Annotated in this window: 22 protein-coding genes; 14 read left to right on the top strand and 8 right to left on the bottom strand. The window is 29.6% G+C overall.

What is annotated here, in order from left to right; translation table 11 throughout:
- Positions 1-7: 7 nt before the first annotated feature.
- The 7 genes from AB0T67_RS00225 to hemA all read right to left on the bottom strand — a co-directional run bounded on the left by AB0T67_RS00225 (position 8) and on the right by hemA (position 7,853).
- Complete coding sequence (locus AB0T67_RS00225) at positions 8-754, bottom strand: EI24 domain-containing protein (RefSeq protein ID WP_369218630.1); 747 nt, start codon at positions 752-754, stop codon at positions 8-10.
- Positions 755-825: 71 nt separating this feature from the next.
- Entirely contained in the window at positions 826-1,443 is a 618-nt protein-coding gene (locus AB0T67_RS00220) for a TlpA family protein disulfide reductase (RefSeq protein ID WP_369218629.1), read from the bottom strand.
- A 24-nt stretch (positions 1,444-1,467) separates the two neighbouring features.
- On the bottom strand, positions 1,468-2,493 hold the full coding sequence (gene hemE, locus AB0T67_RS00215) for a uroporphyrinogen decarboxylase (protein WP_369218628.1): 1,026 nt from the start codon (positions 2,491-2,493) through the stop codon (positions 1,468-1,470).
- A 57-nt stretch (positions 2,494-2,550) separates the two neighbouring features.
- Positions 2,551-3,840, bottom strand: coding sequence for a glutamate-1-semialdehyde 2,1-aminomutase (hemL, locus tag AB0T67_RS00210; RefSeq protein ID WP_369218627.1), 1,290 nt, complete (start codon positions 3,838-3,840; stop codon positions 2,551-2,553).
- A gap of 128 nt (positions 3,841-3,968) precedes the next feature.
- A complete protein-coding gene (hemB, locus tag AB0T67_RS00205) occupies positions 3,969-4,934 on the bottom strand; it encodes a porphobilinogen synthase (RefSeq protein ID WP_369218626.1) in 966 nt (321 codons plus the stop codon).
- Positions 4,935-5,014: 80 nt separating this feature from the next.
- The gene (gene hemC / locus AB0T67_RS00200) at positions 5,015-6,601 is read right to left on the bottom strand and encodes a hydroxymethylbilane synthase (protein WP_369218625.1); all 1,587 of its coding nucleotides are present in this window, start codon (positions 6,599-6,601) and stop codon (positions 5,015-5,017) included.
- Entirely contained in the window at positions 6,585-7,853 is a 1,269-nt protein-coding gene (gene hemA / locus AB0T67_RS00195; protein WP_271230241.1) for a glutamyl-tRNA reductase, read from the bottom strand. Before hemA ends, hemC begins: the two co-directional genes overlap by 17 nt.
- Before the next feature lie 210 nt (positions 7,854-8,063).
- On the opposite strand from hemA, the gene AB0T67_RS00190 reads away from it, so the two are divergent.
- Genes AB0T67_RS00190 through AB0T67_RS00170 form a run of 5 tightly spaced genes read left to right on the top strand, consistent with a single transcriptional unit; the run spans position 8,064 to position 11,611 of the window.
- Positions 8,064-8,951, top strand: a complete 888-nt coding sequence (locus AB0T67_RS00190; RefSeq protein WP_369218624.1) for a helix-turn-helix transcriptional regulator — start codon at positions 8,064-8,066, stop codon at positions 8,949-8,951.
- Positions 8,952-9,479, top strand: a complete 528-nt coding sequence (locus AB0T67_RS00185; RefSeq protein ID WP_369218623.1) for a TrmH family RNA methyltransferase — start codon at positions 8,952-8,954, stop codon at positions 9,477-9,479.
- A 49-nt stretch (positions 9,480-9,528) separates the two neighbouring features.
- Positions 9,529-10,539 carry a ferrochelatase gene (hemH, locus tag AB0T67_RS00180; RefSeq protein ID WP_369218622.1) on the top strand — a complete coding sequence of 337 codons (1,011 nt, stop codon included), beginning with the start codon at positions 9,529-9,531 and terminating at the stop codon, positions 10,537-10,539.
- Positions 10,540-10,568: 29 nt separating this feature from the next.
- Positions 10,569-11,147 (top strand): CopD family protein, encoded by a 579-nt coding sequence (locus AB0T67_RS00175; protein ID WP_369218621.1) that lies wholly within the window; start codon positions 10,569-10,571, stop codon positions 11,145-11,147.
- A gap of 44 nt (positions 11,148-11,191) precedes the next feature.
- On the top strand, positions 11,192-11,611 hold the full coding sequence (locus AB0T67_RS00170; protein WP_369218620.1) for a lipocalin family protein: 420 nt from the start codon (positions 11,192-11,194) through the stop codon (positions 11,609-11,611).
- Positions 11,612-11,660: 49 nt separating this feature from the next.
- Here AB0T67_RS00170 and recR read toward each other — a convergent pair whose 3' ends face one another.
- Positions 11,661-12,278 carry a recombination mediator RecR gene (recR, locus tag AB0T67_RS00165; protein WP_369218619.1) on the bottom strand — a complete coding sequence of 206 codons (618 nt, stop codon included), beginning with the start codon at positions 12,276-12,278 and terminating at the stop codon, positions 11,661-11,663.
- Positions 12,279-12,370: 92 nt separating this feature from the next.
- Between recR and AB0T67_RS00160 the strand changes: the two genes are divergently transcribed.
- From AB0T67_RS00160 to AB0T67_RS00120, 9 genes are all read left to right on the top strand, one after another.
- Positions 12,371-13,834: an aminoacyl-histidine dipeptidase gene (locus tag AB0T67_RS00160; RefSeq protein WP_369218618.1), complete on the top strand. Its 1,464-nt coding sequence runs from the start codon at positions 12,371-12,373 to the stop codon at positions 13,832-13,834.
- A gap of 62 nt (positions 13,835-13,896) precedes the next feature.
- Positions 13,897-14,481 carry an acyl carrier protein phosphodiesterase gene (locus tag AB0T67_RS00155; RefSeq protein ID WP_369218617.1) on the top strand — a complete coding sequence of 195 codons (585 nt, stop codon included), beginning with the start codon at positions 13,897-13,899 and terminating at the stop codon, positions 14,479-14,481.
- A complete protein-coding gene (locus AB0T67_RS00150; protein ID WP_369218616.1) occupies positions 14,478-15,338 on the top strand; it encodes an RluA family pseudouridine synthase in 861 nt (286 codons plus the stop codon). The genes AB0T67_RS00155 and AB0T67_RS00150 overlap by 4 nt, the downstream gene beginning before the upstream one ends.
- A gap of 30 nt (positions 15,339-15,368) precedes the next feature.
- The gene (trmD, locus tag AB0T67_RS00145) at positions 15,369-16,046 is read left to right on the top strand and encodes a tRNA (guanosine(37)-N1)-methyltransferase TrmD (protein ID WP_369218615.1); all 678 of its coding nucleotides are present in this window, start codon (positions 15,369-15,371) and stop codon (positions 16,044-16,046) included.
- Positions 16,047-16,290: 244 nt separating this feature from the next.
- Entirely contained in the window at positions 16,291-16,638 is a 348-nt protein-coding gene (gene rplS / locus AB0T67_RS00140; RefSeq protein WP_271230260.1) for a 50S ribosomal protein L19, read from the top strand.
- A gap of 267 nt (positions 16,639-16,905) precedes the next feature.
- Positions 16,906-19,131 carry an NADP-dependent isocitrate dehydrogenase gene (locus AB0T67_RS00135; RefSeq protein WP_369218614.1) on the top strand — a complete coding sequence of 742 codons (2,226 nt, stop codon included), beginning with the start codon at positions 16,906-16,908 and terminating at the stop codon, positions 19,129-19,131.
- A gap of 88 nt (positions 19,132-19,219) precedes the next feature.
- Positions 19,220-20,035, top strand: a complete 816-nt coding sequence (gene murQ, locus AB0T67_RS00130; RefSeq protein ID WP_369218613.1) for an N-acetylmuramic acid 6-phosphate etherase — start codon at positions 19,220-19,222, stop codon at positions 20,033-20,035.
- Entirely contained in the window at positions 20,028-20,267 is a 240-nt protein-coding gene (locus AB0T67_RS00125; protein WP_369218612.1) for a DUF6095 family protein, read from the top strand. The genes murQ and AB0T67_RS00125 overlap by 8 nt, the downstream gene beginning before the upstream one ends.
- Positions 20,267-21,319, top strand: a complete 1,053-nt coding sequence (locus AB0T67_RS00120) for an ATP-grasp domain-containing protein (protein WP_369218611.1) — start codon at positions 20,267-20,269, stop codon at positions 21,317-21,319. Before AB0T67_RS00125 ends, AB0T67_RS00120 begins: the two co-directional genes overlap by 1 nt.
- The last annotated feature ends 95 nt before the right edge of the window (positions 21,320-21,414 follow it).

Below are 21,414 nucleotides of genomic sequence, written 5' to 3'. Positions count from 1 at the left end.
AAAATACTTATTCTGATAATTCTTTTAACTGAATTTTTTTAATAGTTTCAGTTGTTGCTGCTGTTACTGATAAAGGCAAAACTAAAATAACACCTATAATTGGCATCAATAAAAATAACATAAATACAATTCCATTTCCTATTGCTAATCCTTTATTTTCTTTTACAAAATTGATACTATCTTTATACTTAAAATGTCTTTCTAATGTATAATCCATATTTCCAAAACCAACATAATAAGCTTGTACTAAAAACAATAAAAAAGTTGATAAAATCCCTATTACAGGTATTAAACTTAATAATAAAATAGGAATTGTAAAACAAAGCTCTCGTAATAAATTCCTAAGATTAATTCGAACTCCCCTTATTAATTGTTCTTGAAAAGATGTTTCTCTATGTATATGGTTTTCTCCTGTCAGATAATCTTCTATTTTTTCTGAAACAGGACTCATAAAAGGAGCGGATAAAGCCATAATAATGTGTTTATATAAAAGTAAACCAATTACAACAATTAATAAACCACTAAAAAAAGTGCTAATCATTTCAAATACATTTTTACCAAATTCCCACTTCCATATATTAGAAATAGTATGTCCTATTGTATCAGAAAAACTATATGCTAATCCTCCTATTGCCACTGCTGTAAAAACACTTATTAATATCGGAATTCTAAAATATTTCCATAATTTAAGTTTAGATATTAATTGAAATGCTCCAAAATAAGCACGTATTCCTTTTAAAATATTCTTAATCATATTATTAGTTTTTAACTAAAAAAAACCTCTTTCAGATAAGAAAGAGGTTTTTTTATACTTTTATAAAGAAATTATTTAATTACAGTTTTTATAAAACTATCTAATTCTTCTTCATTTACTTTATTTACTTCATCCCATCCCATGCTTTTTGTTGGTGATAAAGCACCTCTTTTAAAATCTAAAATTCGTTTATTATCAGTAATTAAATATGCTGATGGATAATCTAATTTATGAATAAAACCTGCTACTTTTAAAGAAGATTTATTTGGCATTTTTTCTTTAGATGGAACCAAGAATATTCTTTTATCAAGTTTCTCTGCCATTCTTTTTACACCTTTATCTAAATCCCAAAAAAGCATGATAAATTTCACTTTTCCATCGTACTTTTCTACCATTTTATTCAATGCTGGTATTTCCCCCCAACAAGGTGCGCACCATGTAGCTGCGGCAAGTAAAACAATAGGAGTTTCTATATCTTTAGTACTTATTTTTTCTCCATCTATCGAAGTAAAATCATAATTAGATATATACTTGTCTTTAATACAATTGTATACAATATCATCTAACATTGATGCATCACTATTTGCATTTGTAATACAATCATCAACAATATCTTTATAATAGATCCTCTTCTGAGAAAAACTTTTGGTGACTAAAAACAGCGTTAAAAAAAGCAATAATTTATTCATTTTCAATAATTTAAGGGAACTAAATTAATACTTATACTCCTTTACCGCATCTACAAATGCTTTTGCATTTTCGACGGGAATATTTGGTAAAATCCCATGTCCCAAGTTAACAATATATTTGTCTTTACCAAAATCATTTATCATTTGGTGTACCATTTTTTTAATTTCAGCTGGTGGAGACAATAATCTAGATGGGTCAAAGTTACCTTGTAACGTGATATTTCCACCTGTTAAATAACGTGCATTTCTTGCTGAACACGTCCAATCTACTCCTAAAGCTGATGCATTTGATTTTGCCATTTTATCTAAAGCAAACCAACATCCTTTACCAAAAGCAATAACTGGTGCATCATCTTTTAATGCTTCAATTATTTCGTTGATATATTGCCATGAAAATTCATGATAATCTGTTGGAGATAACATTCCTCCCCACGAATCAAAAATTTGAACAGCATCTACACCTGCTTTTACTTTTGCTTTTAAATAAGCAATGGTAGTCTCTGTTATCTTACTAAGCAATTGGTGTGCCAAAACTGGTTTTGTAAAACAAAATTCTTTTGCTTTATCAAAATTCTTAGACCCCTGACCTTGTACAACATAACATAAAATAGTCCATGGAGAACCTGCAAAACCAATTAAAGGAACTTCATCATTCAACTTTTCTTTGGTCGCTTTAATAGCCTGCATTACATAGTCTAATTCTATGTTTACATCAGGAACAACAACTGTATCTAATCCTTTTTGATCTCTAATCGGATTTGGTAAATAAGGACCAAAATCAGGTTTCATTTGCACCTCAATATTCATTGCCTGTGGAATCACTAAAATATCAGAAAATAAAATAGCTGCATCCATTCCAAACCTACGAATAGGCTGTACTGTAATTTCTGATGCTAATTCTGGAGTTTGGCAACGTGTAAAAAAATCGTATTTCTTTTTTATTACTTGAAATTCTGGTAAATAACGCCCAGCTTGACGCATCATCCATACTGGAGGACGTTCTACAGTTTCTCCTTTTAATGCTCTTAAAAATAAATCGTTTTTTATCATTTTATAACTTTTTGCTATTCTTAATATTTTAAAAATTAACGAATAGCTATTTTTTATTTACATTTTAGAAACAGCTTCCATTCCTTTATCAATGGCTTTTGAAATCTTTTCAATGTCTTTTTTGGTTAAAGCTGATGTTAAAAACCATGCTTCAAACTGTGATGGTGGTAAAAATACACCGTTTTTCATCATTGCCCAAAAGAAGGTTGCAAATTTCTTTGTATCTGATGTTTGTGCTTCTTTAAAATTAGTTACAGTAACATTTGTAAAAAATGGATTTACCATAGAACCAAATCTATTTACAGTAATATCTACTCCGTATTTTTTAGCTGATGCTAATAAAAACTCTTCAATAGTCTGAGCTATTTTATCAAATTTATCATACGGATTTTGCTTTTTTAATTCTTTTAAAGTAGCAATACCACCTGCCATAGCAACAGGATTACCACTTAAAGTTCCTGCCTGATACATTCCTCCTAAAGGCGCAACTTCTTGCATAATTTCATTACGAGCTCCGTAAGCTCCTACTGGAAAACCTCCTCCAATCACTTTTCCTAAACAAGTAATATCAGCTTCTACACCTAATAATTCTTGCGCTCCTCCAAATTTAGAACGGAAACCTGTCATAACCTCATCAACAATTAATAAAGCTCCTTTAGATTCTAAATATGATTTTAATTCCTTTAAAAAATTATTTTGAGGAATAACAACTCCCATATTACCTGCAATAGGCTCTAAAATAACTCCAGCAATATCATCATATTCTTCAAAATGTGCTTTTACACTTTCTAAATCATTATAATTAGCTATTAAAGTATTTTTTACAGCACCTTCAGGTACTCCTTTACTTCCTGGTAAACTTAAAGTTGCTAAACCAGAACCCGCTGCAACCAATAAAGCATCTTGATGCCCATGATAACAACCTGCAAATTTTATAATTTTATCTTTTCCTGTAAAAGCTCTTGCCAAACGGATTCCACTTAAAACAGCTTCTGTTCCTGAATTTACAAAACGAACTTTATCCATTCCAGGAAAAGCATCACAAACTATTTTAGCTAATTTAATTTCATTTTCAGTTGATGCTCCAAAAGAATACCCATTTTTCAATGCTTTTGTAATAGCTTTTTGCACGTTTTTATGACGATGACCTAAAATCATTGGTCCGTAAGACAATACTAAATCTACATAAGTATTATTATCTACATCGGTAATTTTACTTCCTTTTGCTTTTTTGATAAATAAAGGATTCCCTCCTACTGAAGAAAATGCTCTTACTGGAGAATTTACAGCTCCAACAAGGTTTACCAATCCTTTTTTATATAATTTTTGTGATTTTTTAAATTCCATTTTTAATTATTTAAAAAGTGTATTCAAGTAGCTTTTATCATACAAAAATGTATCGAATTGTTTTTTAATTAACATTCCGATACATTTTTATTTATACTTTACAACTTTACTTGAATCAACAATATATATTATTTTCTATTCAATACTCTTGCTGCTTCTTTAGCAAAATAAGTAATTATAATATCTGCTCCTGCTCTTTTCATCGACAATAAACTTTCCATCATTACTTTTTCGCCATCAATCCAACCTTTTTCAGCTGCTGCTTTTACCATAGAATATTCTCCACTTACATTATAACATGCAATTGGTCTATCAAAATTATTTTTTAAATCTCTAATAACATCTAAATAAGATAAAGCTGGTTTTACCATTAAAATATCTGCTCCTTCTTGATCATCAAAAGTAGCTTCACGCATACCTTCATCTCTGTTGGCAGCATCCATTTGATACGTTCTTCTATCACCAAAAGAAGGTGCAGAATCTACAGCTTCTCTAAAAGGTCCATAAAATGCTGATGCATATTTCACAGAATATCCCATAATTGGTAAGTTTGCAAAGCCAGTATTATCTAAAGATTCACGCATCATGGCAATTGTTCCATCCATCATTCCTGAAGGTGCAACCATATCTGCTCCTGCACGTGCATGTGAAACAGTTTGTTTTGCTATATTTACTAGAGTTGCATCATTATCAACATCATTATTATGAATAATTCCACAATGACCGTGTGATGTATATTCACAAAAACAAACATCAGTAATTACATATAAATCAGGATAATTCTTTTTGATAAAACGGATTGCTTGTTGCATAATTCCGTTATCATTCCATGTTTCTGTTCCTTCATCATCTTTCTTAGAAGGTATTCCGAATAATAAAACAGCAGGAATATTTAATTCGACAACCTCATCCAATTCTTTCGAAATTCTATCCAAAGAAAAACGTTTAATTCCAGGCATAGAACTTATTTCTGTTTCAATATTTTCACCTTCTTCAATAAATAAAGGGTAAATAAAATCATCTACAGATACTTTTGTTTCTCTAACTAATCTTCTGATTCCTTCTGTTTTCCTAAGTCTTCTTGTACGAAACATAAAATTATATTTTTATATAATAAAACGCAGTCGAAAAGGTTTCTTAAAAAAACTATCGACTGCGTTTTATTTTATTTTTTTTATTCTTGTATAAAATGTGAGTTCACTAATTGAAGAACACTTTCTACAGTTGGTAATTTAGCAACTTGTACATTTTCGAAGTGTTTTCTTGCTTCTTTTGCGGTACTTTCACCAATACAAAAAGCAACTTTATCTGTTGTATTTTCTTGCATATAACTTTCAACTGTCGATGGACTATAAAATAAAACACCATTTACAGTATCATCAACTTTAGATGAACTAAGTGTTGTTTTATAAGCCTCTACTTCGTTTACTATAATTCCGTTTTCGTTTAAAGTATTTGGTAAAGTATCTAAACGTAAATCACTACAAAAATAAGTAGCTGATTGTCCTTTTATTTCAGTAGATAAATAAGCAGCTAATTTTGTAGCATTTCTTTCAGACTTTACTACTTTCCCGATTCTTTGCTCAATTAACTTTTTGGTTCTACGCCCAACACAATAAATATTTTTGAAATTTAATTCTTCCGAAGTAAATGAATTTGTAATTGCTTCTACACCATTTTGACTAGTGATAATTACATTTTCGATTTCATTTTTAACCACTTTAGGCGCTATTCTATTAAAACGAATTTTAATAAAATCACTATCGGCTACATCAATAGATGAATCAACTAATTCTTTTTGAATTTCAGATAATTTTTTGGTAGAATAAATAGCGAAATCTTTCTTTTCAACTACATTCTTTTCCATTAATTCTTTACCTCCTCTGTTGATTACATAATCAGCACAATCTTTTGCTAAAAAACGATGACGTCCTACTTTAGCATTTTTTGTTACTGATATTTTCTTTTTACCATCTTCACTTAATAATAAACCTTTAAAGTTTATTTCTTCAGTTTTAGGATCAACATAGGCTATAGCTCCTATTGGCGCAGTACAACCACCTTCTAATAAGTTTAAAAACTCACGTTCAATACCTACACAAAGTTGTGTTTCGTAATGATTTAATTGCTCACAAGCATCTTTAGAAAAGTCATTATCTCCTAAAACAGTAATCATTATAGCACCTTGAGCTGGTGCAGGAATCATCCAAGAAAGATTAATTGCTCCTTCTGGTCTTTTTCCTAATCTTTCTAATCCTGCGGCAGCGAAAATAGCACCGTCCCAATCATTTTCTTCTAATTTCTCTAAACGCGTATTTACGTTTCCTCGTAAACCAACTACTTCATGCGTAGGATAACGATTTAACCACTGTGCTCTTCTACGTAAACTACCCGTTGCAATAACACCATTTGGCTGTCCAAAAAACTCTTCGTTGTCTTTTAATACTAAAATATCATTGTAATTAGCACGTTTTAAAACAGCTCCTTGAATAATTCCTTCAGGTAAAACAGTAGGAACATCTTTTAAAGAATGTACCGCAATATCAATTTCACCGCTTAACATGGCAAGATCTAAATTTTTAGTAAAAACTCCTGTAATTCCTAATTCATGCAAAGGCGTATCTAAATCAAGATCTCCTGTAGATTTAATTGGAACGATCTCACATTCATATTCTAATTCCTCTAATTCTTTACGAACTTTGTTTGCTTGCCACATAGCCAATTGGCTATCTCGTGTACCTATTTTAATTGTCTTCTGCATGGATAGTTTCTAAATTTGACCCAAACACCTTTGCCATTACTTCTATACTATTATTGATAGAAGTTTCTTCAGCTTTTAAGTGTTTTACAAATTGTGTGGTTATTTTTTGAATAAATCTTGATGTGATTACTTCTGCCTGAGATTCGTCAAAATCTTTTATTTTCTTCTTATGAAAAGCAATTTCGTCGTGTTGAATTGTTAGTAGCGATTCTTTTAAAGCCATTATTGCAGGTGTAAACTTTCTATGGTTTAACCACTCTTTAAATTCGTCTTTATGTGTTTGTATAATTTTTTCGGCAGCGGGTATTTCTTGCTGACGAATAGCTAAAGTTTCATCTGTAATTTTTGATAATTCATCTACGTTAATCAAAGTTACGTTGGGTAAATCTGCAACTTCTTTCGATACATTAGCTGGCATTGATAAATCTAAAATTAAAAGTTCATTATTTGTTAAAACATGTTCTTTTTTAATAGTTGCTTCTGAAGCTCCTGTAGAAACAATTAATACATCTGTATTAGCTATTTCTTTATTTAAGTTTTCGTATTTTGCTTTTTTAATAGAAGGATGTTCTTTTACAAACTCCACAGCTTTTTCTTCGGTTCTATTAATTAAGCTTACCGATTTATTCTGAGTATATTCCGCTAAGTTCTTACAAGTATGTTTCCCCATTTTACCTAATCCAAAAACCAACATGTTTTTAGAATTATAACTAGGTAAATTTTTAATAAGATATTGAACCGCAGCATAAGAAACAGATGTTGTTCCTGAACTTAACTTTGTTTCATTTTTTACACGCTTACTAGCCTGCATTACATGATTTAGTAATCGCTCGAAATAAGCATTTACAGTTCCTACTTCTTTAGCTAATTTAAAAGCTTGTCGCAATTGACCTACAATTTCGTAATCGCCTAATATTTGGCTATCCAAACCTGTTCCCATTCTAAAGAGATGACGAATTGCTTCGTTATTCTTGTAAACATTAGATACTTCTGCAAACTCTTGAATTGTTCCGTTAGAATATTTACATAACATGCTTATTAATTGAAAAGGATGGTCTGCAAAACCTGTAATTTCGGTTCTGTTACATGTTGATAATACAAAAATACCTTCAACTCCATTCAACTTAGCTTCTTCTAAAAGAGCCACTTGGTTTTCTTTAGAAATACTAAACTTCCCTCTAATAGTTGCATCAGCTTTTTTATAGCTAACTCCAATGTTATATAAATTCTGATTATGTTTATCCGCTGTCATTCAGTCTTCTTCAAATAAGGAGCTACAAAAATATAAAGATTAAATATAAAAAAATGTCGCTCAAAGAACTTTTAATGTCGCTATCAGTTTTTTAACCTAAAAACATCTATAAAACACAGATAAAGTGTATTTTTGCAATGAAATCAGCTATGGAAGCTACTTTAATTTAGAGTCATTCTAAATAAATTATTTTAATTTACATTTTAGTTTATGTCTAAAAACATCGCAGAAAGTACATTTAGAGAAGTCGTCTTAGAAAAAGGTTTTTTTGTCTTGAAATTTCAAAATAACACCAACGAAATTGAGTACTATAAAAGAGACATTGACAACTCTTATATACAGCTACATTATTGTGTAAAAGGAAATTGCAAGTTTCATTTTAATAACAACAGTTACACTTTTAATGTACTAGACAAGCATGTTATTTTCCTATATAACTCACAACAAAACTTACCAATAAATTTAGAAATACTACCAAAAACAGCCGTAGTTTCTGTTTTAATCTCTATTGAAAAATTTCATGCATTATTTTCAAAAGAAGCGAGTTATATTCCTTTTTTAAGTGATGACAACAAAAATAAAAAATATTACGATGATACTGAAATTGGTTCAAACACCTTAATGGTTTTACAACAAATTTTAACTGCAAAGAATCATAGCTCAATGAAAGATCTTTATATTAAAGGTAAAACATACGAATTATTAAGTCTTCATTTTGATACAGGTGAAAATACCGAAAACGAATATTGTCCGTTTTTAGTCGATGATCGTGAAATTCAAAAAATTAGACACGCTAAAGATATTATTATCGCCAGAATGAGCGAACCACCAACTTTACAAGAACTAGCATCCGAAGTAGGCTTAAATTTAAAAAAATTAAAAGAAGGATTTAAACAAATATACGGCGACACTGTTTACAGTTTTCTTTTTGATTATAAAATGGAACACTCTCGTAAACTTTTAGAAAGTAATAAATTTAATGTAAATGAAGTTGGTTTACAAATTGGATACAGTACATCTAGTCATTTTATAGCCGCTTTTAAAAAGAAATTTGGCACAACACCAAAACAGTATGTAATATCTTTACAAGGAAATTAAATGAAACAATTAACTCATTACGACATAGAAAATAAGCAACAAACATTCCCAATAACTATTGTTTGTGATGCTATAAGAACTCCTGAAAATATTGGAATGTGTTTTCGCATTGCTGAAAGTTTTGGTGTTCAGAAAATATTTTTACATGAAAACTCGCCTAGCATCGAAAATAGAAATGTAAAACGTACAGCTAGAAATACCATTACCCAAATTGAACACGAAGTTTATACTGATTTCAATGAAGTTATTAATCGATTAAAAAAAGAAGGAAACACCATTATAGGTATTGAAATTGCTGATAAAAGTGTAGCTCTTCAAAATTTTGATTTTTCATCCGAAGAAAAAATAGTACTACTTTTAGGTAGCGAAAGAAACGGAATTGAAAACATTAATAGTGTTGATGCAACAGTGGCAATACCAATGTACGGACGAAATTCATCGATGAATGTAATACACAGTTTAAGTATTGCTTTGTACGAAACTACAAATCAATTAAGAAATATCAAAATTAAAAACAACGTAAAATAATCTTTATTTTTAGATGATTTTACGCAAAATGATAAATAAATTTTAAGAAATGAAAGGAGCTTTATTAGTAAATTTAGGATCACCTGAAAGTACAGATCCAAAAGATGTAAAAAAATATTTAGGTGAATTTTTAATGGATGAACGTGTTATTGATGTTCCTTATTGGTTTCGTTCATTTTTAGTAAAAGGAATTATTTTAAATACACGCCCTAAAAAATCGGCAGCAGCTTACAAAAAAATCTGGTGGAAAGACGGTTCTCCTTTAATTGTATTATCAGAAAGATTACAAAAAAAGGTTCAAGAAAAAACGGAATTACCTGTTGCACTAGCTATGCGATACGGTACAATGACCATCAAAAAAGGATTACAAGAATTACATGATAAAGGTGTTACCGAAGTTATATTAATTCCTTTATACCCTCAATTTGCTATGGCTACAACTGAAACAATTGTTGTACTAGCAGAACAAATTAGAAAAGAATTTTTTCCTGATATGAAAATTACTGATGTTCCTGCTTTTTACCAAAAGCCAGAATATATTAGTGCTTTATCAAATAGTATTAAAGATTATTTAGCTGATAAAGATTATGACCATATATTGTTCTCTTATCACGGAGTACCTGAGCGTCATATTCGTAAATCAGATATTACAAAAAGTCATTGTAAAATAGATGGAAGCTGTTGTAACACACCATCAAAAGCACATGAATTTTGTTATCGTCATCAATGTTTTCAAACAACAAAAAATGTAATATCAGAATTAGGTTTAGATGAAAGTACTGTTTCAACCTCATTTCAATCTCGTTTAGGAGTTGATCCTTGGTTACAACCTTACACAGACAGAACTATTGTTAGCAAAGCCGAAAAAGATGGTATTAAAAAACTAGCAATTGTTACTCCTGCTTTTGTTTCTGACTGTTTAGAAACCTTAGAAGAAATTGCAATGGAAGGAAAAGAAGAGTTTTTAGAAGCTGGTGGTGAAAAATTTTATACTGTCCCTTGTATTAATGATAATGATGAATGGACAGATGTTTTAGCTACATGGATTAATAATTTTTAATAAAGTTTTATACTTTAAATAAAATAAAGATGGATTTTTATTACGTAAAAGCATTACATATTATTTTTATAGTTACTTGGTTTGCGGGGCTATTTTATATTGGTCGTTTATTTATTTATCATGTAGAGGCTGAAAATAAAGAAGAACCTGCTAAATCAATTTTACAGACACAATATAAGTTAATGTCTAAACGTTTATGGTATATAATAACCTGGCCATCATTATTTTTAGCTAGTTTTTTTGCCTTTTGGATGCTTTGGATAAGCCCTGATTATTTAAAAATGCCTTGGATGCATATAAAATTATCATTTGTTTTAGCTTTATATTTTTACCACGGATATTGTCATAAAATATATAAAGAATTACAACGTGATGAAATTAATTATACAGCAACAAAATTGAGAATTTTTAATGAAGCTCCAACAGTTATTTTATTTGCCGTTGTATTTTTAGTGGTTTTAAAAGATAGTCTTAATTGGATTTGGGGAGTTGTAGGAATTATTCTTTTCGGAGTATTACTGATGATTGGTATTCGTTTTTATAAAAAATTAAGAACTAAAAAATCTTGGGATAAACTAGAAAAAGATTCGAAAGAAGATAAAAATTAAATAATAAATTCTACTTTCGCAACTATAAAACCCCCTTAAATATTATGAAAAAATTACTTTTATTAATTGTTACAACTATTTTGCTAATTTCATGTGAATCTAAAAGCGATGAAATACCAAATAATCCTGAAGAACCAGAAAATACTAAAGATTTAATTATAGGTACTTGGAAACTTATTCAAAAAAATGGAGGAAAAATAACTGATAGTTGTGAAAAGAAAGATACGTATATCTTTAACGAAGATACCTCTTATACTTTTGATGATTACAATACAATAGATGGTTCTTGTAGTAAAAACGAATCAAAATCATTCAAAGGTACTTGGCTTAACAACAATAATAAAACATACAATATCAGAATACATGGATATACTGGTAATGGTGCAGACTATAATATAACCTTTACTCAAAGTAACCAATACTTAACCTTTGAAAACAACGGTTTAACCTACGAAAGACAATAAATAAAAAAAGCGAAGTTTAAAAACTTCGCTTTTTTTTTATGTTTTAATACTACCCTTTTATTGATTGCTCAAAAGGAATACGGTTTACAATACTTCTACCTAATGTAACCTCATCAGCATATTCTAACTCATCACCAACAGAAATTCCACGAGCAATTGTAGATGTTGTTATATTACAGTTTTCAATTTGCTTATAAATATAAAAATTAGTGGTATCTCCTTCCATTGTTGAACTTAATGCAAAAATCAACTCTTTTATTTCACCTTTTTTCACTTTAGTTACTAAAGATTCTATCTGTAAATTTTGAGGTCCAACACCTTCAATAGGTGAAATTTTACCACCTAACACATGATAAACCCCTCTAAATTGTGCTGTATTTTCAATAGCCATAACATCACGAATATCTTCAACAACACATACAATGTCAGAATTTCTATTCGGATTATTACATATTTCACACAAAGTAGTATCTGAAATATTATGACATTTAGTACATGATTTTACATCATTTCGCAAACCTGTTAAAGCAGCTGTTAAATAACCTGTATTTTCAATCGGTTGTTTTAATAAATGTAATACCAAACGAAGCGCAGTTCGCTTACCAATACCTGGTAATCGGCTAACCTCATTTACTGCGTTCTCTAATAATTTTGAAGAAAAATCCATGCCGCGAATTTACAATTTTTCAAGTAGCTATCAATATACAGTCTCATATAAAAAAAGTATCTTCGTAGCACTAACAAAATATACAATTCACAATGAATTCAGAAATAAAAAACCTAGAACCTAAAGCTGTTTGGAAAAATTTTGCAGATTTAAACGCTGTACCACGTCCATCAAAAAAAGAAGAAAGAGTAATTCAATTTATGGTAGATTTTGGTAAAAACCTAAATTTAGAAACTATAATTGACAAAGTTGGTAACGTAATTATTCGTAAACCTGCTTCTTCAGGGATGGAAAACCGTAAAGCTATTGTGATGCAAAGTCACTTAGATATGGTACATCAAAAAAATTCTGATACTGTTTTTGATTTTGACACAGAAGGTATTAAAATGTATGTTGATGGAGATTGGGTAAGAGCTGAAGGAACTACTTTAGGTGCTGATAACGGTTTAGGAGTTGCATCAATTATGGCTGTTTTAGAATCTTCAGAAATTGCACATCCTGCTATTGAAGCTTTATTTACTATTGATGAAGAAACTGGTATGACTGGTGCAATGGGTTTAGAAGGTGATATCTTAAATGGTGAAATCTTATTAAATTTAGATACCGAAGATGATGACGAAATTAGTATGGGTTGTGCTGGTGGTGTAGATGTTACCGCTACAAGAACATATACTGAAGAAGTTACTCCTGAAAATACAACTGCTTTTAAAATTGCTATTACAGGTTTAAAAGGAGGTCATTCAGGAATGGATATTATTAAAGGATTAGGTAATGCCAACAAAATAATGAATCGTTTATTATTTGATGGTTTTACAAACTTTGGTTTACGTGTTGCCGATATAAACGGAGGTAGTTTACGTAATGCTATTCCTCGTGAAAGTTTTTCAACTGTAGTTGTTGATACTATCTCAAAAGAACCTTTCTTATTTGAAATTCAACAATTAATAAATACGATTAAAGCTGAATTTGAAAAAATAGAACCTAATTTATCAATTGAATTAGAAGAAACTGAAGCTCCTAAACATGTTATGGATTTAGGAGTTCAAGAAGGATTTATAAAATCAATGTACACAGCTTTAAATGGTGTATATCGTATGAGCCCTGATATTGAAGGATTAGTAGAAACATCTAACAATATTGCTCGTGTTACCGCTAAAGAAGGAAAAATAAGAATCGCTTGTTTAACTCGTTCTTCTTCTGAAAGTAATAAATGGGATTTAGCAAACTCAATGCGTTCTGCTTATGAATTAGCAGGTTTTGATGTTGAATTTTCTGGTTCGTATCCTGGTTGGCTACCTAACTTAGATTCTGAAATATTAAAAGTAGTTGAAAAATTATATATAGAATTACACAATGAACAGCCAAATGTAGCGGCTTGTCATGCTGGTTTAGAATGTGGACTTTTAGGACAGAATTACCCTGAAATGGACATGATTTCTTTCGGACCAAACATTAGAGGACCACACTCTCCTGATGAATGTGCACAGATTTCATCAACACAAAAATATTGGAAATTTTTATTAGAAATTTTAAAGAATATTCCTAGTAAAAATTAATTATCAATAAAAAACTCAAAAAACCACAATTTAATATATTGTGGTTTTTTTATATTTAGCTAATGAATCTTTTATCACACTTATATTTATCAGGAAATAACACCGAATTAATGATTGGTAATTTTATTGCTGATCATATTAAAGGTAATAAAATTTCTCATTTTAAAGAAGATATTCAAAAAGGTATTATTTTACATCGTCAAATAGATACTTATACTGATGCTCATAAAATTGTCAGAAAAAGTAAACGAAGATTACACGAACGATACCGTCATTATGATGGCGTAATTATTGACATATTTTTTGATCATTTTCTAGCTAAAAACTGGGCAACATATTCAGAAATCCCTTTGGATATTTATGTAAATTCTGTCTATCAGTTATTAGAAAAAAATAACTCAACGCTTCCAGAAAAAACACAAAAATTATTACCTAGTATGATTCAGTATGATTGGTTATATAATTATCAATTTATCAATGGAATTCAAGAAGTTTTAAACGGGATAAACAGACGTACACAAGGAAAATCTCAAATGAATTTAGCTTCGGAAGATTTAGCAATTCATTATCATTTTTTTGAACAAGATTTTACTTTGTTTTTTGAAGATTTACGTGATTTTTGTAATATACAAATTGCTGAAATATGATTTTATCAGAAACACATCAAACTCCCGTATTAGAAAAACCTATTCGATTACAAGAATACGGAACTGGAATTTTTAAAACTATTCCGACTAAATCAGGCATCAAAAAAGCAATTAAAAAAAAATTGGTTTTTGTCGATGGTAAAATTGCAACTACCGCCCTATTTATCAATGGAAATGAAAAAATAGAATTATACAAAATTGGCGAAAACACGACTTTCAAACAATTTGAATTTCCTTTAGAAATTCTTTTTGAAGATGATTATTTAGCCGTTATTTATAAACCTGCTGGTATTTTAGTCAGTGGAAATTCGTTTGCTACGATTGATAATGCGCTACTGCAAAACATCAAAAAAAGCACTTTGGAAGATGCAACACGTCCTCGACCTGTACATCGATTAGATTATCCAACAAGCGGACTTTTACTTATCGGAAAAACAAGTTCAAGTATCATCGCTTTAAATAAATTATTTGAGGATAAAAAAATTCAAAAAACATATCATGCAATAACTATCGGGAAAATAGAAAATAACGGAATTATTAATTTTCCTATTGATGATAAAAAAGCTCAAACATCTTATAAATTGATAAAAACAGTTATTTCTGAACGATTTAAAACATTAAATCTTGTTGAATTATCACCAAAAACAGGAAGAAAACATCAATTAAGAAAACATTTATTAGCTATAAAAAGTCCTATTTTAGGCGATAAAGAACATTTTTTAGATGGATTTATATTAAACGGAAAAGGACTTTACCTACACGCTTCTACCCTACAATTTGAACATCCATTTACAAAAAAACAACTCGTAATTACAAAAGAGCTTCCGAATAAATTCAAAAAAATATTTGGTTGTTAATTTTATTTTAAAAAATATATCTTTGCCAACATGCGAATAGATATTATTACCCTAGCACCCGATTTATTAAAAAGCCCGTTTGAACATTCAATGATGAAACGCGCAATTGACAAAGGTTTAGCCGAAATTCATTTTCATAATTTACGTGATTATGGACTTGGCTCTTACAAAAAACTAGATGACACCCAATTTGGTGGTGGCGCTGGTATGGTTTTAATGATTGAACCTATTGATGCTTGTATTTCTAAATTACAAGCTGAAAGAACCTATGACGAAATCATTTATATGACACCAGATGCAAAAACATTAAATCAATCAATAGCAAATACGCTTTCGTTAAAAGAAAATATCATTATTTTAACAGGACATTATAAAGGTGTAGATCAACGTGTTCGTGACCGATTTATTACCAGAGAAATTTCTATTGGCGATTATGTTTTAACAGGTGGAGAGTTAGCTGCGGCTATTTTATGTGATGCCGTTGTTCGTTTAATTCCTGGAGTTTTAGGTGATGAACAATCTGCTTTAACAGACTCTTTTCAAGATAATTTATTATCGCCTCCCGTTTACACAAGACCCGCAGAATATGACGGAATGAAAGTTCCTGAAATATTATTATCAGGAAATTTTCCTAAAATTGACAAGTGGCGAGAAGAAAAAGCATATCAGCATACAAAAAAGATAAGACCTGATTTATTAGACGAATAATCAGTATATACTTTAAACACGTAGTTTTATTTGTTATTAAAAGAAAAGTAATCTCAGAAAAAAACAGCTGTAATTATTTAATAAACAACAATTAAAACTACTGATAAACAAGACAATAAATCAATAAATATTATTTAAAAATAAGTTAGTATTTTATAATATTTTGATTAATTTTGCAGAAATAAATTAACCTCTGACGATAATCGTGTACGTTGTTTTATAAACCAATATAAATATCATTACAATGGATTTAGTAAAGTTTGTTCAAGACGAATTTGTAACAAGAAACGAATTACCTCAATTTGCATCAGGAGACACTATTACTGTGTACTACGAAATTAGAGAGGGAGAAAAAGTACGTACTCAGTTTTTTAGAGGTGTAGTTATTCAAAAAAGAGGAGTTGGTGCTTCTGAAACTTTTACAATCAGAAAAATGTCTGGTACTGTAGGAGTAGAACGTATCTTCCCTATTAACTTACCTGCTATTCAGAAAATTGAAGTAAACAAAAAAGGTATTGTACGTAGAGCACGTATCTTTTACTTTAGAGATCTTACTGGTAAGAAAGCAAGAATTAAAGAAAGAAGAGGTTAAGATTAACATCTTTATTCAACTTATAAAAAAGCATTGTGATTATTCACAATGCTTTTTTGTTATTTATAAATAGACGTTATGTAAACGGAATAACTTGTACCTACAAGATTTGGCATAATTTATTTTATCATATTCGAAATAAAACACCATAACTATTAACACTTTCCCATCATAAAACTCATTTCTAATTCTTAAATTTGCGATACTTCAATGAATTTAATAATTACTGTGCGTGTTTTAACCAACACCTCGTTAAAAAACTGATATATGAGCAAAATTGCAAAAATTATGTACACTAAAACGGATGAAGCTCCTGCATTAGCTACTCGTTCGTTTTTACCTATAGTAAAAGCTTTTACAAAATCATCTGATATAGAAATAGAAACGAAAGATATTTCTCTTGCAGGACGTATTCTTGCTAATTTTTCAGATTTCTTAACTAAAGAACAGCAAGTAGAAGATGCTTTAGCTTTTTTAGGTGAATTGGCTAAAAAGCCAGAAGCAAATATTATTAAATTACCTAATATTTCGGCTTCTGTACCTCAACTAAAAGCAGCAATTAAAGAATTACAATCATTAGGTTATGCCTTACCAGATTTTCCTGAAGAAGCAAATACAGATGATGAAAAAGCTATTTTAGCTCGTTACAATAAGATTAAAGGTTCGGCTGTAAACCCTGTTTTACGTGAAGGAAATTCTGACCGTAGAGCTCCGAAAGCAGTAAAAAACTATGCACGTAAGAATCCGCATTCAATGGGTGCTTGGGCTTCGACTTCTGAAACTCATGTTGCTACAATGAATGATGGTGATTTTGCACATACCGAAAAATCAGTAACAGTTAATAATGCTACTGATGTAAAAATTGTACACACAAATACTAATGGAACTAAAACTACTTTAAAAGAAAAAGTTTCATTATTAGATGGCGAAGTAATTGATGCTTCTGTTATGAATAAAAAAGCTTTATTAGCTTTCTTAACAGATCAATTAGCTGATACCAAAGAAAAAGGATTATTACTTTCTTTACATATGAAAGCAACAATGATGAAGGTTTCTGACCCAATCATTTTTGGTCATGCTGTTCGTGTTTTCTTTAAAGATTTATTTGCTAAACACAATGCTACTTTTGAAGAAATTGGTGTTGATGTAAATAACGGATTCGGAAACTTACTTAGTAATTTAGAAGAATTATCTGCGGATAAAAAAGCAGAAATTTTAGCTGATATTGAAGCTATTTATGCAAATAACGCAGATGTAGCAATGGTTAATTCTGATAAAGGAATTACTAATTTACACGTTCCTTCGGATGTAATTATTGATGCTTCAATGCCTGCAATGATTCGTACTTCAGGACAAATGTGGAATAAAGAAGGAAAACTTCAAGATACGAAAGCTATAATTCCTGATAGTTCGTATGCTGGTTTATATCAAGAAACTATTGATTTCTGTAAAAAGAACGGCGCTTTTGACCCTACAACAATGGGAACTGTTCCTAATGTTGGTTTAATGGCTCAAAAAGCTGAAGAATATGGTTCGCATGACAAAACTTTTGAAATTCCTACTAACGGAACTGTTGATGTAATTGATGCTAACGGAACTGTTTTAATTTCTCATGAAGTTGAACAAGGTGATATCTGGAGAATGTGTCAAACAAAAGATGCACCTGTTAAAGACTGGGTAAAATTAGCTGTTACACGTGCTAGAGCTTCTCAAACTCCTGCTATTTTCTGGTTAGGTAAAGAAAGAGCGCATGATGCTGAAATCATCAAAAAGGTAGAAAAATATTTACAAGACCATAATACTGATGGTTTAGATATTCAAATTCTATCGCAAGTAGACGCAACTAAATACACTTTAGAAAGAGTTAAAGACGGAAAAGATACTATTTCGGTAACAGGAAATGTTTTACGTGATTATTTAACCGATTTATTCCCTATTTTAGAATTAGGAACTTCTGCAAAAATGCTTTCTATTGTTCCGTTAATGAATGGTGGTGGTTTATTTGAAACTGGTGCTGGTGGTTCTGCCCCTAAACACGTTGAACAATTAGTTAATGAAAACCATTTACGTTGGGATTCTTTAGGTGAATTTTTGGCATTAGCAGTTTCATTAGAACACTTAGGAGAAACTAATAATAATAGTAAAGCTAAAGTTTTAGCTGAAACCTTAGATGATGCTACTGATAAATTATTAGATAACAAAAAAGGACCTTCAAGAAAAACAGGTGAATTAGATAATAGAGGTTCTCATTTTTATATAGCAATGTACTGGGCACAAGCATTAGCTGCTCAAAATAAAGATGCTGATTTAAAAGCTCAATTTACACCTATTGCAGATAAATTAACTTACAACGAAAGTTTAATTGTTAATGAATTAAATCAAGTTCAAGGACAAAATGTTAATATTGGTGGATATTATCAACCAAATGATAATTTAACAGATGTTGTTATGAAACCAAGTGATGCTTTAAGTACTATTTTAAATAATATTTAATATCAAAATATAATTTTATACGTAAAAGCAGGTGAATATATCACCTGCTTTTTTATTTTAAAGAATTATTAATTAGTAATTTTGAAATATGGATTTTACAAAAACAACAGAAACAGAATCGAATTATACTAATTTAGAAAAAATGACTATTTCTGAATTATTATCAAACATAAATAATGAAGATAAAACAGTACCATTAGCTGTTGAAAAAGCATTACCTCAAATTGAAAAACTAACCGCACAAATAGTATCAAAATTAAAAAAAGGCGGACGCTTATTTTATATAGGTGCTGGTACTAGCGGTCGTTTAGGTATTTTAGATGCTAGTGAGTGCCCTCCTACTTTTGGTGTCCCGCATGAGTTAGTTGTTGGACTTATTGCTGGAGGAGATATTGCTATCAGGAAAGCCGTAGAAAATGCCGAAGACGCAACAATACAAGGTTGGAAAGACTTACAAAAAGAACAAATAACAAATAAAGATATTGTTATTGGTATTGCAGCATCAGGAACAACTCCGTATGTAATTTCGGCGTTAGAAAAATGTCATCAGAATGAAATAACTACTGGTTGTATTACTTGTAATGAAAATAGTCCGTTAGCATTAACAGCTCAATTTCCTGTTGAAGTTGTAGTTGGTCCTGAGTTTGTAACAGGAAGTTCTCGTATGAAAGCTGGTACGGCTCAAAAATTAGTACTGAATATGATTTCTACTGCAACAATGATTCAATTAGGTAAAATAAAAGGCAATAAAATGGTGGATATGCAGCTTTCTAATAAAAAATTAGTAGAAAGAGCAAAAAAAATGTTAGTTTCTGAATTAAATATCGACAAAGAACTCGCAGAAAAGCTTTTAAAAAAACACGGAAACGTTAGAAATGTTATTAAAAACTTCGAAAATGAGTAAAAAAACAACTACTGATACTGTTGTAAAAAAGTTTTTAATTTTATTAGGTTTATTAATAGTTTCTCCTATTACACTAAGTTTAGGTTTTAAAGCACAAAAGATTTTTACGGAAAGTTCTAAAATATATATTGCTTATATATTATTGGCACTTGGCGTTTTTTTAATATTTTTTACTGTATATCATGGCTTTAAAACTATAAAATCATTTTTAGATACTCTTTTTAATACCTAATGAAAACAAATACGAAAATAAATAAAATTATTAAATGGGAATATTGGCCATCGTTTATGTTCTATATTCCTAATATTCCTTTTGTTTGTTATCATATGATAAAAGCAAGGAATCTAGTTTTTTTTACGGCTACCAATCCTGGTATTGAAAACTCAGGAATTGGTACAGAATCGAAGTTTAAAACACTGTTATTATTACCTGAAAAATACCTTCCTAAAACGGTGCTACATAAAGCTGATTCTTTAATCAGTAATACATTAAAAGCTATTAATCAAACAGAAATAACATATCCATTAATAGCAAAACCAGACATCGGATTTAGAGGTTTACTTGTCAAAAAAATAACGAATAAAGAAGAATTAATTTGTTATTTAAAAAAGTACCCTATTGATATTATCATTCAAGAATTTTTAACCGAAAAAAATGAATGTGGTATTTTTTATCATAGATTACCTAATAAAGAAAAAGGAGAAATTACTTCTATCACATTAAAAGAGTTTTTAAGTGTTACAGGAAATGGTATTTCAACTTTATATGAATTAATTATTAATGATAAAAGAGCTAAAATTTATTTAGATATCATAAAAGAAGATACTAATATTAATCTTCAAGAAATAATAATTAGCGGAAAAAAAATTAAATTATCGTGTATAGGAAATCATTCTAAAGGTACTAGGTTTATCAATGGAAACCATCTTATATCAAAAGAATTAGAGAATACTTTTGATCATTTAAAAAATCAAGATAATGATTGGTATTATGGTAGATTAGATATTAAATATAACTCTTTTGAAGATATTATAAAAGGTGATTTTAAAATTTTAGAACTTAATGGTATTTTAGCTGAACCTACACATATTTACGACGCTAAAAGTACAACCTATTTTAAAGCATTAAAAGATATTAGAGCACATTGGAAACAATTAAATAAAATTGCACGTTTTAATTTTGATAAAAATCAACACAAAAAAAACACAACTTTAGGCTTCATTAAAGACATTAAAAAATTAAGAAATTACACCAAATTAATTGCTAATTTAAGTAAAAATTGATTTTTTCAAAAAAAATATGTATATTATGAATTATCTGTGTAAACTAAGTAATTTTTTAATAAAAATATTGTCTTATAGATAGATACGTTTAAAAA

Origin of the sequence: Tenacibaculum salmonis (genome assembly GCF_041053065.1) — a bacterium.
GTDB classification, from domain to species: domain Bacteria; phylum Bacteroidota; class Bacteroidia; order Flavobacteriales; family Flavobacteriaceae; genus Polaribacter; species Polaribacter pacificus_A.
Note: the sequence above shows the minus strand (reverse complement) of the source record. Positions and strands in the feature narration are given on the sequence as shown.